A 14,759-nucleotide genomic window follows, 5' to 3' on the forward strand; every position below is an offset into this window, starting at 1 on the left:
CGCAAGGGCATGTTGCACGGCACTCCATCGCCTTCCGAACGACCGGCGCAATCGCTGCGCCTGGAACCGTCGCCGCCCGTCGCCGACGAACGCAGGTCGCTGCGCCGCCGGCTGCGGCTGCTGCCCATACTGGCAACCCTGGCCGTGGCGGCAGTCGCGGCCGTAGCCGTGTGGCTTCTATGGCAGAACTATATGGAGAGCCCATGGACGCGGGACGGAACGGTCAGGGCCTACGTGGTCACGCTGGCGCCGGAGGTGTCGGGCAATATCACCGAGCTTGCCGTGAAGGACAACCAGCGGGTCCGGAAGGGCGACCTGCTGATGAAGATCGATCCGCGCGACTATCAGCTGGCTGTTGAAATGGGCAATGCGGCCGTTGATCAGGCGCAGGCAGATTTTGAAAACAAGAAGGCACAGGCCGCCCGCCGGCTCAAACTGAGCGATCTGGCAGCGACGGCCGAGGAGAAACAAACCTTTGTCGCCAGCGCCAACATGGCCTCGGCAAACATCGAAAAGGCGAAGGCCGACCTGGACCGCGCCAAGCTCAATCTGGCGCGCACGGAAATTCGCTCGCCGGTGAACGGATGGGTCACCAACCTGCTGGTCCGGCAGGGAGACTACGCCACCACGGGCCAGACAGCTCTTTCGATCGTCGACGCGGATTCGTTCTGGGTCGACGGCTATTTCGAGGAGACGGCAATTCCGCTGATCCGGAACGGCGATGCGGCAAATATCTGGCTGCTCGGATACAAGGAGATGCTGCGCGGCCATGTCGACAGCGTGGCGCATGGCATCGTCGTGTCCAACGCGACGCCTGGCAAGAGCGGGCTTGCCACGGTCAATCCGATCTTCACCTGGGTTCGCCTGGCCCAGAGGGTGCCGGTGCGCGTGCATATCGACGACATTCCGCCGGACGTGCGCCTTGTCATAGGCATGACCGCGACCATCGAAGTGGAGCCACAGGAAACGTCGCCCCCGGAACCTGATGCCGGCACAGGGTCACCCGATGTGCCCCGCCAGGAGGATTAGACCGGCCGACTTCTCAACGTCGCTTGCCGCGGACAAGATGCAGGTTGGAGGCAAGCAGCAGCTTTGTGTAGTCCTCGGCCGGCGAGCCGAAGATGCTGTCGTTGTCGCCTTCCTCGATCATGCGCCCCTTGTAGACGATGCCGATGCGGTCGGCGATGTGGCGCACGACATGCAAATTGTGCGTGATGACGAGGATCGACAGGCCGAGCTTTTCCTGCAGGTCGCGCAGCAGGTTCAAGAGCTCTCCCTGCACCGAAACGTCGAGCCCGGCCGTCGGCTCGTCGGCCAGGATCAGCGCCGGCTCCAGCGCCAGCGCGCGCGCAACGCCCACACGCCGCGCCTGGCCGCCCGACAGCTGGTGCGGATAGCGGTAGGCAAAGTCTTCCGGCAGGCTGACCAGCTTCAACAGCCGCCGCGCCTCGGCGGCCATGTCCTTCTTGCTGATGCCGTGGATGCGGTAGGGTTCGGTGATGATCGACTGCACCGTCAGGCGCGGGCTGAGGCTGCCGACCGGGTCTTGGAACATCAGGCCGAAGCGCGCGCGGATGGCGCGCAGCTCGCTGTTCGAGGCGCCGATGACCTCGCGTCCTTCGATCCGCACCGAGCCGCTGGCCGGAAGCAGGCCGGCGGCCGCGCGCAGCAGGCTGGTCTTGCCCGAGCCGCTTTCGCCGATGATGGCGTAGATCTCGCCCCTGGCGACCGACAGAGAGACGCCGTCGACCGCAACCAGTGGCGACGACTTCGTCAGGAGACCGCTGCGGCTGTAGCTGACGCGCAGGTTCGAGATACGCAGGATCTCGTCGCGGGCGTTGTCTTGGGAGAATGTTGCTGCGGCAATGTTCATGAGCGGGCAGCTTCCAGAAAGTCGGCGGGGATGGTCGGCAGCACGCGCGTGCGTTCCGCGAGTCCGGCCGGATCGCACTCGATCAGCGCGCGGGTGTAGGGATGCTGCGGGTCGGAAAACACCGTGTCGATGCCGCCGCTTTCCACCACCTCGCCCTTGTACATGACCGCGACCTTGTCGCAGAGGCGGGCGACCGCGCCGAGATGGTGCGATACGAACAGCACCGCGCAGCCATAGCGCTGCTGCAGGTCCTTCAGCTTGTCGAGGATCTGCACTTCCAGCGTGGCATCGAGCGCCGTGGTCGGCTCGTCGGCGATCAGGAGTTTTGGCCGGCACAGCAGCGCCATCGCAATGGCCAGGCGCTGGCGCATACCGCCCGAAAGCTCGAAGGGATATTGCTTCATCTTCTCAGCCGGTTCGGGAATGCCGACCTCGTCCAGCATGGCGATGGCGCGGTTGAGCTTTTCCTTCTTCGAAATGTTTTCGCGGAACTGGATGTCCACCATCTGGCGGCCGATGGAGATCACCGGGTTGTGGCTCTGCATCGGGTCCTGGAAGACGATGGAGACTTCCGCGCCGCGCATCATGCGCAGCTCGCGCGCGGAGAGCGAAAACAGGTCGCGCCCGTTGACGGCGATGCCGCCGCCGGTCACCTCCGCATTGTTGGCCATCAGCCGCAGGATGGCCGAAATCAGCGTGGACTTGCCACAGCCGCTTTCGCCCACCACGCCGACAATCTCGCCTGCGCCTATCGTCAGGTCGATGTTGCGCAGCGCCTTCAGCCGGCCCTGCTCGGTGCGATAGTCGATGCAGAGATCAGAGACTTTCAGAACGGGTTCGCTCATGTCCTACCTCGTCCTGCGCAGCTTGGGGTCGGCCACGTCGCGCAGCGCCTCGCCAAGGAAGGTGAACCCGAGCGTGGTCATGACGATTGGCAGCGCCCCGGCGACGATGAGCCACGGCGTGCTGCGGATCAGCGCATAGCCGTCCTTCAGCAGCGAGCCCCACGATGGCGTCGGCGGCTTCACACCCATGCCGAGGAAGGACAGGCCCGCCTCCAGCGCGATCACCGCCGGAATGTCCATTGAGGCCAGCACCACCAGCGTGCCCAATATGTTGGGCAGGATATGGATGAGCAGGATGCGCGGCATGCGCGCGCCCATCGCCTCCTCGGCGGTGATGAACTCGGCGCTCTTCAGCGTCATCGTCTGCGTGCGGGCGATGCGGCCATAGATCGGTGTCGAGGTGACGACCACAACCAGCATGACCGTGCCGAGGCTCGGGCCGACGAGCGCGACGAAGGACAGCGCCAGCATCACGGTGGGGAACGAGCGCAGCGTATCGAACAGGAGCATGATGGCGTTGTCGACCCAGCGGGGCCCATAGCCCGCGACCATGCCGAGCAGAAGGCCGAGGCCGAGTGCCGCGGCAATCGAGGGCAGCGCCACCTGCAGCGCCACGCGCCCGCCCAGGATCATGCGCGAGAAGGTGTCGCGGCCGAGCTGGTCGGTGCCCAGCCAGTGGGCCGCGGTGGGGCCGCTCAGCCGCGCCTTCATGTCGATGGCGGTCGGATTGAATGGCGCAAGCGATGGCGCAAGGATAGCGCTGCCCACCAGCGCGAGCACGATGATCAGCCCAAGCAGGCCGAGCGGATCGCGCAGGATGAGCTTGGCGCTCTTCAGGAGTTCGGATTGCTGCTTCATCGCCGTCCCCTCAGAGCGCCTTGCGCACGCGCGGGTCGAGCGCGGCATTGACCAGATCGGCGATGGCCGTGGAAAGCACGAACAGGACGGTCGAGACCAGCACCGCGCCCATCACCACCGGGTAGTTGCGCGAGGTGATGGAATCGATGACCAGCTTGCCGAGGCCCGGCCGCGCGAACACCATCTCGGTGAATACGGCGGCCGAAAGCAGAAAGCCCATGCCCACGCCCAGCATGGTGATGATGGGCAGGATGCCGAGCTTCAGCGCATAGCCATAGAGGATGCGCCATTCGCTGAGGCCGAAGGCCCGCGCTGTGCGGATATGCGGCTCGCCCAGCACTTCCAGCATGGAGGCGCGCACCATGCGGGCCACGTAGCCGACCCAGGAGAGGCCAATGGAAAAGCCCGGCAACACGAGGTAGCGCAGCCGGTCGGCGAAGCTGTCCGGATCGCCCGCGCCAATGGCCGGCAGCCATTGCAGCTGCACCGCGAAGATCAGCAGGGCAAAGAGGCTGACGACGAAAGCCGGTGCGGCCACCACCGCGATGGACAGCACGCCGGTGAGCCGGTCGAGAAAGCTGTTGCGGTGCGAGGCCGAGTAGACGCCGAGGATAGTGCCGAGCACGACCGGCCAGATGATGGCGGCGGCAATGAGTTCAAGCGTATAGGGCAGCTGCTCGAAGACGATGGTTGCGACGGGCCGGTTCTCGAACACGTCCATGCCGAGATCGCCGCGCAGGAGGTTCATGAAGAACATGCCGATCTGCGCGACGAGCGGCTTGTCGAGCCCCATCCTGATGCGCAGCGCTTCCTGCATCTCGGGCGTGGCGCGCGGCCCCAGCATGGTGCGCGCGGGGTCGCCCGGCACCATGTGCACCATGACCAGAAGCAGCGTCATCGCCACCACGATGATCAGCGCGGCCAGCCCCAGCCGCTTGATCGTATAGAAGAGCATTGCAGCCTTGCCTTTCCCCCGAATGCAATCACACGACAACCCCGCGGCCCGCTGGCCGCAGGGTCAGGCCGGTCTGCGGGACTACGCCTTTTCGAAGTAGCGCAGCAAGGTGAAGCCATCGGGGCGCAGCGCCGGCTGGATGGCGTTGTTGTAGAGGATGGCGGTCGCTTCATGGGTGAGGAAGCGGTAGGCGCCGGCTTCCTCCATCATGTCCTGCGCCTTCCTGTACATCTCGTCGCGCTTTTGCGTGTCGGTCTCGATGGCGGCGGCATCGTGCAGCGCGTCGAACTCCTTCGAGCAATAGCGCTCCCAGTTCCACTTGCCCACCTGCGCGCAGGTGAACCACGAGGTGGCGTAGTACGGGTCGGGCAGCATGGAGAAGCGGTTCAGCACCAGTTCGAGATTCTTCCACCGGTCGCCGGAAGCTTCCTCGCCGAGCGTCCAGAAGGTCGCCGCCTCATGCACATTGACCTCGAGCGCGATGCCGATCTCGGCGAGGTTCGCCTGGATGATCTGCGCGGCGGTGACGAAGGTCGTGGTGTTGTTGACGTCGAGCGTCAGGCTGACATTGGTCTCGCCCGATTCTTCCAGAAGCTGGCGTGCCTTTTCGAGATCGCCCGCCTCGGGGATCAGCGACTGCTCGCGATGGCCGACCAGGCCCGGCGCGATGAGGCCGGTGGAGGGCCTGGCGATGCCGAAATAGGCCGCCTCGGTGATCATCGGCACGTTGATCGCATGCTGGATCGCCTGGCGAAGCTTCGGGTTCTGGAGCTTGGGATTGTCCAGGTTCATGCCGAGCCAGACATAGTAGAGCGACGGATATTCCTTCAGCACGCCGTTCCTGGGCGCAGCACCGCGCAGCCGCTCGACCGAAGAGACCGGAACCGCGGTGAAGTCCAGTTCGCCGGCCTCGAAGGCGATCTCCGCGCTGTTCTCATCGTCGATGGGCAGGATTTCGATGCTGTCAAAGGCAGCCGGCGTGCCCTTCCAGTCGGGATTGCGCACCAGCACCACCTTCTGGCGCGGCTGCCATTCCTTGAACATGTAGGGGCCGGATGCGGTGACGGCCGACGTGGTGATGCGGCCGCCGGCCTCCTGGAACGCCTTCCTGGAGATGATGTTGCCGGTGATGTGCGGCAGCGCGATCGACCACAGCGGCGCGAACGGCTCCTTCAGCACGATCACGCCTTCGCGCTCGCCCGTCACCTCGACATGGCTCAGCGTGCCCATGTCGGGCTTGTTGGGCGAATCCAGCTCCGGGTCGATGACGCGCTCGAAGGAATACTTCACGTCCTCTGCAGTCATGGCGCCATAGCCGTTGGTGAAGCCGATGTCGTCGCGCAGCGCGAACTTGATGTGGGTGGGGTCCACCTGCTCGATGGAGGTCGCCGCATCGAGCTGCCAGCCCCAGTCGGAGCCCGGCTTGTACTGGATGAGCTTGTTGTAGATCGGCGCCTGCACCGCCTCTCCCGGCAGGCCGGACGAGAACGCCGGGTCGAGCGACTTCAGGTCCGAATAGGCGCGCACGCGCAGCGTGCCGCCATCGGCCGACCATGCCGGCTTCGGCAGGCCGCCCATCGCAGCCGCGGCGCCGATGGCCGTCGCGCCCTGCAGGAAGCGCCGGCGCCCCATGTTCAGGCCAGCCCATTCGATATTCATGTTCTTCTTCATGTTCGTTCCCTTGTCCCCGGGCTCAGATGTGGTCGCGCGGGATTCTTTGGTTCCACCGGTGCTCGTACACCGGCTTGCCATTCTCGAAGGCCGCTATGCCGGCCTCGATCTGGAAATGCGTGGCATCGCAGGTCATGCGATGGTGCGTGTGGGTTCGGATGTCCCAGCCGTCGCGCTTGAGATCCATCGTCCATTCCGCGGCTGCTTCCGCAGTAAGCGGATCGTCCGGCTTGATCGAGAAGCGCTGGCGCACATTGGAATTGGTCACCAGACCGGTTTCGAGATCGCGATTCCAGCCGAAATCGTCGAAGGTCTCGAAGAAGCTCCGGCCCAGTTCGTCCACGCCGCGTTCGGTTCTGTCATGGGCATCGGCAAGCTTCTCCACCGCGAGCACCGGATAGCTGCGCGCGGCCTCGGGCGCGGCGGTTCCGTCTTCCGGCTGCGCGCCCTTGCGCACCGGCAGCGAGAGCGTGCTGTCGCGAAGTTCCACCGTGACCCTGGCCGCTTCCGGGCTCGGCCACACCATCGGCCAATAGCTGGTCGACAGGGCGAGCCGAATGGAACTGCCCTTGGAGAAGCGGTGAGCACACTGGTTGAGCGGGAAACGCACCCGATAGCGCTTGCCCGGCTCGAGCGCCTCCGGGTGCTCGTGCGAGTTGCGATGCGTAAGGTTGAAGGGCCGGTAGCTGACGAGGATCGAGGTGCCATCAGGCGCCACCTCGCACAGCCGCCCGACCAGGAACGCCGCCGGCTTGTCAGAAACCACGTCGAGCTCGACAACGGGCGCGCCGATGATCTCGACATCCGCTTCCAGCGGGCCGCTGTCGAAGCAGATCGAAAGCGCATCGTCGGCGCGCTGGTCGCCCGGCAGCTCGTTGGCCATGCGCATGCCGGCGCAGAAATTGCCGGAGGCCTTGCCGAGATCCTGAGGCGTCGAGACGACCACCTCGCCGTCCGACTGCGCGCCGAGCGTGCCGGCGCCGAGAGGGAACGCCTGCATGGCCACATTCGGCGAAGGCCAGGCCTGTTCCGCCACCCACCGGCCCGAGCGCTCGCCGAACTCGGCCATCGGCGCCTGGAAATCCTGCACGAAGACGCGATAGTCCGGCAGGTCTTCTGCGCCGTTCTCCTCGCCTTTCAGCCAGCGGTCGAACCAGTGCAGCACCTCGCCGTGGAAATCAGCCTTGGGCAGCACGCGGGCGATGTGCGGATATTTGTGGTCCCACGGCCCCATCAGCGCCTTGGCCGGCGCTTCCAGGTTTTCGGCAATCGCCGCCCCCGTGTTGCGGTAGGCATCCGCCCAGCCGCCGATGCACAGCACCGGCGCGGTGACAGACTTCCAGTCCTCGCACAGCGAGCCGTGCTTCCAGAAGGCGTCGCGGCGCTGATGCGAGAGCCAGTTGGCCGCCAGGTTGGGCAGGTTCCTCAGCCGCTCCAGCCAGATGTCGCGCCAGGCCTCGCCGACCAGCGCCGGATCTGGCGGGCGCGAGGAATAGGCCAGCATCTGCTGCGCCCAGGTCATGTTGTCGTTGAGCAGGCAGCCGCCCATGTAGTGGATGTCGTCGGCATAGCGGTCGCTGGTCGAGCAGACGCTGACGACAGCCTTGAGCGCCGGCGGGCGGCGCATTGCGATCTGCAGCCCGTTGAAGCCGCCCCAGGAGATGCCGATGATGCCGACAGCACCCGAGCACCAGGGCTGCGCGGCGATCCAGGCCACGACTTCCTCGCCGCTGGCCAGTTCGTCCTCGGTGTATTCGTCGGTCAGCAGGCCGTCCGACTCGCCATTGCCGGCGATGTCGACGCGAACGCCCGCATAGCCGTGCCGGGCAAAGACCGGATAGGTGGTGGCGTCGCGGGCTGCAGTGCCATCGCGCTTGCGATAGGGCAGGTATTCGAGGATCGCCGGAACCGGCTTTTCCTGCGACATGTCCGGCAGCCAGATGCGTGCAGCCAGCCGGCGGCCATCCTTCAGCTCGATCCACTCGTTCTCGAGCACGGTAAAGTTCTCGTCGGGTTTGTTAAGCAATCCTCGCCCCTTGCCTTCATCCGCCAAACTTGAAGGGCGCAGTCTAGGGGTGGTCTTGCGCCACGCAATTGCGCTATATGCCGCGATCTGCAGCGAATTTACGCTAGTTGGAACGAAGCGAACGGAGCGAAGAATGGGCGACCGGCATTTGGCGGAGAACCTGCGCTGGGCTTGCAGCACAAAGCCGTCGATCTCGCTCATCTGCCGCGAACTCGGCATCAACCGGCAGCAATTCAACCGCTATGTGACGGGCGAAAGTCGGCCATCCGCCTATAATCTGTCGCGCATCGCATCCTATTTCGGGCTGACGCCGGCGGACTTTGAACGCCCGGAGAAGAGTTTTCGCGAGCGTTTTCGGGAAATACGCAATCCCGGCAACGCGATCTCGGACCTCGTGCAAAGCGCGTTTCCGGGAGATGTTGCGGCGCTGCGGCCCTATCTGGGCTACTACCAGACCTATCACACCTCGCCTTCCTGGCCGGGCATGATCATCCGCGCTTTTTGCTCGGTCTATGAGCACGAGGGGCTGGTCTATGTGAAGACGGTGGAGCGGATTCGCGACCCGGGCCGGGAGATCAGCCAGCTCGGCAAATATCAGGGGCTGGTGTCCTATCTGCGCGACCGCATTTTCATCGTCGAGAAGAGCACGCTGCAGCATCTCGTTTCCGAGACGATCCTGCTGCCCGCAACCGTGCACCAGAAGCTTTATCTGAAGGGCATGACCTTCGGCCTGTCGTGGCGGCAGGCCAACCTGCCCTACGCCTCGCCCATGATCTGGCGGCACCTCGGCACAGTCGCCGACATCCGCAAGGGCGTTGCCGAATGCGGCGCCCTGCCAATCGATTCCGCGAAGATACCGCCGCTGGTACGAGACTTTATCGGCGACAGCTCGGCACGCGTCGGCATCGCGCCGGGAAAATAAGGGACCCTGCACAAGGGCGAAGGCTGGGCGCATTCGCCCGGCACCCGCAGAAGTGCCAATCGATTACCCATTTCACGCGAAGCGAATCCGTGCTGAATTCCGCCGACACGTCACCATCGTGAAGGTCATGCAGCAGAGGGTCGACAGGCTGCTGTGATAAAGGGGCGGGCATCTATTGAGATTAGGGAAAGCAATATCATGAAGGTTTTCATTAGTGCCGATATTGAAGGCACCGCAGGCATCACCAACTGGGACGAAGCGAAGAAGGGGCATCCCGAATATGCCGAGTTCCGGGAATACATGACCGACGAGCTGGTCGCGGCCTGCGAGGGGGCCAGGGCGGCGGGCGCTTCCGAGGTGGTGGTCAAGGATGCCCATTCGACCGCGCGCAACCTCATTCTTTCAAGGCTGCCGGACTATGTGCGCATCGTTCGCGGCTGGAGCGGGCATCCGGATTCCATGATGTTCGGCATCGATGAGAGCTTCGATGCCGCTCTCTATACCGGCTATCACAACAAGGCGGGTACCGACACCAACCCGCTGGCGCACACGATGACCGGAACTGTCTCCAGGCTGCTGATCAATGGCGAGGTCGCGTCCGAATACACGCTGAACGCGCTTTGCGCGGCGCGCTATGGCGTGCCTTCGGTATTCCTCGCCGGCGATGCAGGCATGTGCGAGGAAGCGAGAGGGCTGGTGCCGGCCATCGCCACCGTAGCCACGAGCCAAGGTTTCGGCCCCGCCACGTCCTCGCTTTCGCCGCGGGCTGCGGTGAAGGCCATTCGCGAAGGCGTCGAGGCCGCGCTGTCGCGTGACCTGTCGAAGTGCCTGCCAAAGCTGGCGGACAGCTTCGAACTCGTCGTCGAATACACCAATCCCGTCGAAGCCTATCGGGGGAGCTGGTATCCCGGAATGGAGCATCCGGCGCCGCGCACGCTTCGCTTCGAGGCAACCAATTTCTTCGACATCCAGCGCGCGATCAGATTCGTCGTATGACGGTAGGGGCGGCTGCGCCGCACCAAGGCCGTGCGGCGCAGTCCTGAAAAATTTTGGCCCGGTTTGGGCGATTCAACGGCTTGATTGTATTTTGTTATGATGGAAGGTTGCTCTTCGTACAACACGGCATGACTTCGGGGGGAACTGCTGAATGTCAGCAGCGCAGTATTTGCAGGCCGATACAATTCTGCACAATGGCTCGATCTGGTGCGGCTATGAGGAGGGTGTGGTCGAGGCCCTGGCGATCTGGCAGGGCAAGGTGCTTGCCGCCGGCCCGGCGAATGAAATCCTCAAGCTCAAGGGCAGTGGCACCCGCCTCATCGATCTCGACGGCCGGTTCGCCACGCCAGGCCTCAACGATGCGCATCTGCACCTGATCTCGGTGGGCCTGACGCTAGGCTGGCTGGACGCCACGCCGCAGAAGGCGCCGACGCTGGACAGCCTTCTGCGTCAGATCAAAGAGCAGGCCGCCACTGTTCCGCCCGGCACCTGGATCCGCGCACGCGGATACGACCAGACCAAGCTCGATGTCGGCCGCCATCCGCACAGATCGGAACTGGACGCGGCCGCACCCGACCATCCGGTCATGCTGGTGCGCGCCTGCGGCCATGTCTCCATCTTCAATTCGCGGGCTTTCGAGCTTGCCGGCGTGGACGAGAGCACGCCGGTGCCCGAAGGCGGGCTGCTGGAACAGAAGAACGGCGTGCTGACCGGCATGGTTGCCGAAAACGCGCAAGGGCTGATCCGCAAGGCGATCCCCCAGGCCACCACCGAGGAGATGATCGACGCCATCGAGGCGGCCGGCAACATGCTGCTTTCCTACGGCATAACCAGCGTCATGGACGCGGCGGTGGGTCATGTCGGCGGCTTTGACGAGATCAGGGCCTACAATCTCGCCAAGCTCAACGGCCGGCTGCCGGTGCGCACCTGGCTGGTGCTGCTGGGCGACCCGGGCACCTCGATCGTGCCGCAGTGCTACGAAGCGGGGCTGGTGTCGGGCGTCGGCGACGACATGCTCAAGGTCGGCGCGGTGAAAATCTTCCTAGACGGTTCGGCCGGCGGCCGCACCGCCTGGATGAGCAGGCCCTATCTCGGCGACGACGACAATACCGGCGTGCAGATCCTCACCGACGAGCATCTGGAAGAGCTTGTCATGGATGCGCATGCCAAGGGCTACCAGCTTGCCTGCCACGCCATTGGCGATGCGGCCATCGGTCAGCTCATCACGGCCTATGAGAAGGCGCTGGCAGCTAGGCCAGATCCGGATCGCCGCCATCGCATCGAGCATTGCGGCTTTTCCACCGACGAGCAGCACCGGCGCATGCAGGCGGCCGGCATTTATCCCTGCCCGCAACAGGTGTTCATCTACGATTTCGGCGATGCCTATGTCTCGGTGCTGGGCGAAGAGCGGGCGCTGTCGAGCTACCCGCTCAAGACCTGGAAGGATCTCGGTTTCAAGCCGGCCACGGGCAGTGACTCGCCCGTCTGCCACCCCAACCCGTTCCCCAACATCTACAGCATGGTGACGCGCGAGACCTGGAAGGGCACGGTGATGGATGCGCGCGAGCGCGTGTCCATTGAGGAAGCGCTGCAGGTCTATACCGAATACGGCGCCTTCTCGCAGAAGCTGGAGCATGTGAAGGGCAGGCTCGTGTCCGGGCAGGTGGCGGATATCGCCGTGTTCTCACGCAACATGCTGACCGCCAAGCCGGAGGAAATATTGAACGATACGCAGTGCGTGATGACGCTGCGCGGCGGCGAGGTGGTTTTCGAAAGACAATAGCGACAGGGCCGAATGGCCGCAGGAATGCCGGCGCATCGAAGGGAGAAAGATGCGCCGCATGGGAAGGGAGAATCGCGCGCCGGCAGAGGCCGCCCGCGTGAAGAAAAACAAAGGAGGGAACATGCTCAAGAAACTGGCAATCATCTCGACGCTCTCGGCATCCTTGCTCGCCGGAGCTGCATCCTTTGCGACGGCCGAAGAACCGCGTTCGGGCGGCGTCATCAACTTCGTCGCGCCCTACGGCTCCAGCTTCTCGTCGCTGGACATCCATGCGTCGGCGCAGGTTCAGGACGAATTCTGGACCAAGGCCATCCACCGCTCGCTCTACGACTGGGACGCCAATGACAGCAAGCCTGTGCTGGGGCTGGCGACCGACGCCTCGGTTTCCGACGACAGGCTTACCTACACCTACAAGCTGCGCCAGGATGCCTTTTTCCACGACGGCAAGCAGCTGACCGCCGACGACATCATCTACACCTACACCCGGATCATGGACCCTGCGAAGGCTTATCCGGCCGCGCAATACGTCAGCAACATCGCTGGCGCGACCGAATACAACGAAGGCAAGGCCAAGGAGATTTCCGGCCTCAAGAAGATCGACGATTTCACGCTGGCGATCACGCTGACCGACCCGATCGACCCGGGCTACGCGCTCATGACCAACTACACTGCCATCTATCCGGCGGGCGCGGCGGAGAAGGAAGGTTACTTCACCAATCCGGTCGGCCTCGGGCCCTACAAGTTCTCCGAATATGTGCCGGGTTCGCGCCTAACCGTCGTGAAGAACGACAAGTACTACGACGCTGGCAAGCCCTATGCCGACAAGATCAACATCATGATCATGGGCGACGCTTCGGCGCGCGACGTGGCCTTCCGCAACAAGGAAGTCGACGTTTCGGTTCTCGGGCCGGCGCAATATGTCGCCTACAAGGCCGACCCGGAACTGGCCAAGAACATCATCGAGGTGGCGGAAGTCTATACGCGCCATGTCGGCTTCAACCCCGACTTCAAGCCGTTCCAGGACAAGCGGGTGCGCCAGGCGATCAACTACGCCATCGATTCCGACCTGATCATCAAGCGGCTGGCCAAGGACAAGGCCTATCGCGCGTCGGGCTGGCTGCCAGTGTCCTCGCCTGCCTACGACAAGGACGCCAAGCCCTATCCGTATGATCCGGAAAAGGCCAAGGCGCTGCTGGCCGAGGCCGGCTATCCGGACGGCTTCGAGTTCGAGCTGACCGCCACCCAGAACGAAAGCTGGGGCCTGACCATTGTGGAAGCCATCATTCCGATGCTCGACAAGGTCGGCATCAAGGTGAAGGCCAAGCCGGTGGAAAGCTCGGTTCTGTCCGAAGCCGTGCCGGGCGGCGATTTCCAGGCCTATATGTGGTCGTCGGAAAGCGGGCCGGATTCGCTGACGGCGCTGCGCTGCTTCTATTCCAAGATGCCGCAGGCTTCCTGCAACTACACGAAGTTCAACAATCCCGACTACGACAAGCTGATCGAAGCCGCTCGCCAGGCCGCGACGGAAGACGAGAAGAACGAACTTCTGCGCAAAGCCAACAACCTTCTACAGGAAGAGGCGCCGGTGTGGTTCTTCAACTACAACAAGGCGGTCATGGCCTATCAGCCCTGGCTGCATGGCGTGCAGCCCAATGCGATGGAAATGGCGATCCAGTCCTATGAAAAGCTCTGGGTCGATGACACCGCGCCGGCCCGGTAAGCGCGGCTGAACTGGCAGAGCCGGCAAGATCCACTGCCGGCTTTCGCCGCCTCGCACTCGCCGCGCGCGGCGGGTCAGGGCACCGTGCCGCGGTGCCCATGAAACCCCCGATGCGACGGCCGGCTCGCCAGGGTTCGCGCCCGCCGCATCGCAGGTGGAGGAGAACAATACCGGTGCTACGTTTCGCCTTGCGCCGCCTGCTGCAGATGATCCCGACAATTGTCGCGGTGTCGCTGCTGATATTCGTGATTTTCAGCATTGTGCCCGGAAGCATCGCTTCCAGCATGTTCGCAGACGGGCGCGGCAGAAACGACCCCAAACTGGTCGAACGGATCAATCAGGAATTCGGCCTCGACCAGCCTGTCCATGTGCGGTTCGGCAACTACGCGTGGAGCCTTGCCCAGTTCGATCTCGGCACCTCCTTCCGCACGCGCCAGCCGGTATCGGCCATGATCGGCGAACGGCTGTGGCCGACGCTCAAGCTTGCCTTCGCCGCCATGTGCGTGGCGATCTTAATCGGCCTGCCGCTCGGCTTCATCGCCGCGCTCCGGCCCGGCTCCGTCCTCGACAGCGTCACCATGGTGGGGGCGATCTCGGGCCTGTCCCTGCCGCAGTTCTGGCTGGGCCTTCTGCTCATGTACCTGTTTGCGCTCACGCTCGGCTGGCTGCCCAGCTTCGGTTATGGCGATGGCGGCCTGCGCAATCTCATCCTGCCCGCCCTTACGCTCGGCGTGGCGCCGCTGGCGCTGCTGGCGCGTACCACGCGGGCGGCCGTGCTGGAGGTGTTGAACGCCGACTTCATCCGCACCGCGCGCTCCAAGGGCATGAACAGCTTCCGGCTGGTGAAATGGCATGTGGTGCGCAATGCGCTGGTGCTGGTCATCACTACGCTCGGCCTGCAGTTCGGCTCGATGATGGGCCAGGCCGTGGTGGTGGAGAAGCTGTTTTCGTGGCCCGGCCTCGGCTCGCTGCTGATCGACAGCGTGAGCCTGCGCGACATACCGGTAGTGCAGGGCAGCATCCTCGTGCTGGTGCTCTGCTTCCTTCTCGTCAACACGCTGGTCGACGTCCTCTATGCCGTCATCGACCCGCGCATCAGCCACGGGTGAG

General features: G+C 64.1%; 12 protein-coding genes. 6 read left to right on the top strand and 6 right to left on the bottom strand.

Annotation, left to right across the window (positions count from 1 at the left end; all coding sequences use genetic code 11):
- Nucleotides 1-9: 9 nt before the first annotated feature.
- Nucleotides 10-1,029: an efflux RND transporter periplasmic adaptor subunit gene (locus AC3A4H_RS13610; protein WP_487767138.1), complete on the top strand. Its 1,020-nt coding sequence runs from the start codon at nt 10-12 to the stop codon at nt 1,027-1,029.
- A gap of 13 nt (nt 1,030-1,042) precedes the next feature.
- Here the strand turns inward: AC3A4H_RS13610 and AC3A4H_RS13615 are convergent, their stop codons facing one another.
- From AC3A4H_RS13615 to AC3A4H_RS13640, 6 genes are all read right to left on the bottom strand, one after another.
- The gene (locus tag AC3A4H_RS13615) at nt 1,043-1,873 is read right to left on the bottom strand and encodes an ABC transporter ATP-binding protein (RefSeq protein WP_487767139.1); all 831 of its coding nucleotides are present in this window, start codon (nt 1,871-1,873) and stop codon (nt 1,043-1,045) included.
- The gene (locus tag AC3A4H_RS13620) at nt 1,870-2,718 is read right to left on the bottom strand and encodes an ABC transporter ATP-binding protein (RefSeq protein ID WP_487767140.1); all 849 of its coding nucleotides are present in this window, start codon (nt 2,716-2,718) and stop codon (nt 1,870-1,872) included. Before AC3A4H_RS13620 ends, AC3A4H_RS13615 begins: the two co-directional genes overlap by 4 nt.
- Before the next feature lie 3 nt (nt 2,719-2,721).
- A complete protein-coding gene (locus AC3A4H_RS13625; protein WP_487767141.1) occupies nt 2,722-3,576 on the bottom strand; it encodes an ABC transporter permease in 855 nt (284 codons plus the stop codon).
- Nucleotides 3,577-3,586: 10 nt separating this feature from the next.
- Complete coding sequence (locus tag AC3A4H_RS13630) at nt 3,587-4,531, bottom strand: ABC transporter permease (protein WP_487767142.1); 945 nt, start codon at nt 4,529-4,531, stop codon at nt 3,587-3,589.
- A gap of 81 nt (nt 4,532-4,612) precedes the next feature.
- Entirely contained in the window at nt 4,613-6,202 is a 1,590-nt protein-coding gene (locus tag AC3A4H_RS13635; RefSeq protein ID WP_487767143.1) for an ABC transporter substrate-binding protein, read from the bottom strand.
- 22 nt (nt 6,203-6,224) lie between these two features.
- Nucleotides 6,225-8,228 carry a CocE/NonD family hydrolase gene (locus AC3A4H_RS13640; protein ID WP_487767144.1) on the bottom strand — a complete coding sequence of 668 codons (2,004 nt, stop codon included), beginning with the start codon at nt 8,226-8,228 and terminating at the stop codon, nt 6,225-6,227.
- Nucleotides 8,229-8,361: 133 nt separating this feature from the next.
- Between AC3A4H_RS13640 and AC3A4H_RS13645 the strand changes: the two genes are divergently transcribed.
- The 5 genes from AC3A4H_RS13645 (at nt 8,362) to AC3A4H_RS13665 (ending at nt 14,758) form a co-directional block, all read left to right on the top strand.
- Nucleotides 8,362-9,150, top strand: a complete 789-nt coding sequence (locus AC3A4H_RS13645; RefSeq protein WP_487767145.1) for a helix-turn-helix domain-containing protein — start codon at nt 8,362-8,364, stop codon at nt 9,148-9,150.
- A 198-nt stretch (nt 9,151-9,348) separates the two neighbouring features.
- Entirely contained in the window at nt 9,349-10,146 is a 798-nt protein-coding gene (locus tag AC3A4H_RS13650; protein ID WP_487767146.1) for a M55 family metallopeptidase, read from the top strand.
- Between the two features lie 151 nt (nt 10,147-10,297).
- The gene (locus AC3A4H_RS13655) at nt 10,298-11,929 is read left to right on the top strand and encodes an amidohydrolase (protein ID WP_487767147.1); all 1,632 of its coding nucleotides are present in this window, start codon (nt 10,298-10,300) and stop codon (nt 11,927-11,929) included.
- A gap of 121 nt (nt 11,930-12,050) precedes the next feature.
- A complete protein-coding gene (locus tag AC3A4H_RS13660; protein ID WP_487767148.1) occupies nt 12,051-13,649 on the top strand; it encodes an ABC transporter substrate-binding protein in 1,599 nt (532 codons plus the stop codon).
- Nucleotides 13,650-13,822: 173 nt separating this feature from the next.
- Nucleotides 13,823-14,758 carry an ABC transporter permease gene (locus AC3A4H_RS13665; RefSeq protein ID WP_487767149.1) on the top strand — a complete coding sequence of 312 codons (936 nt, stop codon included), beginning with the start codon at nt 13,823-13,825 and terminating at the stop codon, nt 14,756-14,758.
- The last annotated feature ends 1 nt before the right edge of the window (nt 14,759 follow it).

Source organism: Pseudaminobacter sp. Soil_N_29 (assembly GCF_057656055.1).

Coding starts and splice junctions, on each gene's coding strand:
- AC3A4H_RS13610 (WP_487767138.1), top strand. CDS start 10: ATGTTGCACGGCACTCCATCGCCTTCCGAACGACCGGCGCAATCGCTG.
- AC3A4H_RS13615 (WP_487767139.1), bottom strand. CDS start 1,873: ATGAACATTGCCGCAGCAACATTCTCCCAAGACAACGCCCGCGACGAG.
- AC3A4H_RS13620 (WP_487767140.1), bottom strand. CDS start 2,718: ATGAGCGAACCCGTTCTGAAAGTCTCTGATCTCTGCATCGACTATCGC.
- AC3A4H_RS13625 (WP_487767141.1), bottom strand. CDS start 3,576: ATGAAGCAGCAATCCGAACTCCTGAAGAGCGCCAAGCTCATCCTGCGC.
- AC3A4H_RS13630 (WP_487767142.1), bottom strand. CDS start 4,531: ATGCTCTTCTATACGATCAAGCGGCTGGGGCTGGCCGCGCTGATCATC.
- AC3A4H_RS13635 (WP_487767143.1), bottom strand. CDS start 6,202: ATGAAGAAGAACATGAATATCGAATGGGCTGGCCTGAACATGGGGCGC.
- AC3A4H_RS13645 (WP_487767145.1), top strand. CDS start 8,362: ATGGGCGACCGGCATTTGGCGGAGAACCTGCGCTGGGCTTGCAGCACA.
- AC3A4H_RS13650 (WP_487767146.1), top strand. CDS start 9,349: ATGAAGGTTTTCATTAGTGCCGATATTGAAGGCACCGCAGGCATCACC.
- AC3A4H_RS13655 (WP_487767147.1), top strand. CDS start 10,298: ATGTCAGCAGCGCAGTATTTGCAGGCCGATACAATTCTGCACAATGGC.
- AC3A4H_RS13660 (WP_487767148.1), top strand. CDS start 12,051: ATGCTCAAGAAACTGGCAATCATCTCGACGCTCTCGGCATCCTTGCTC.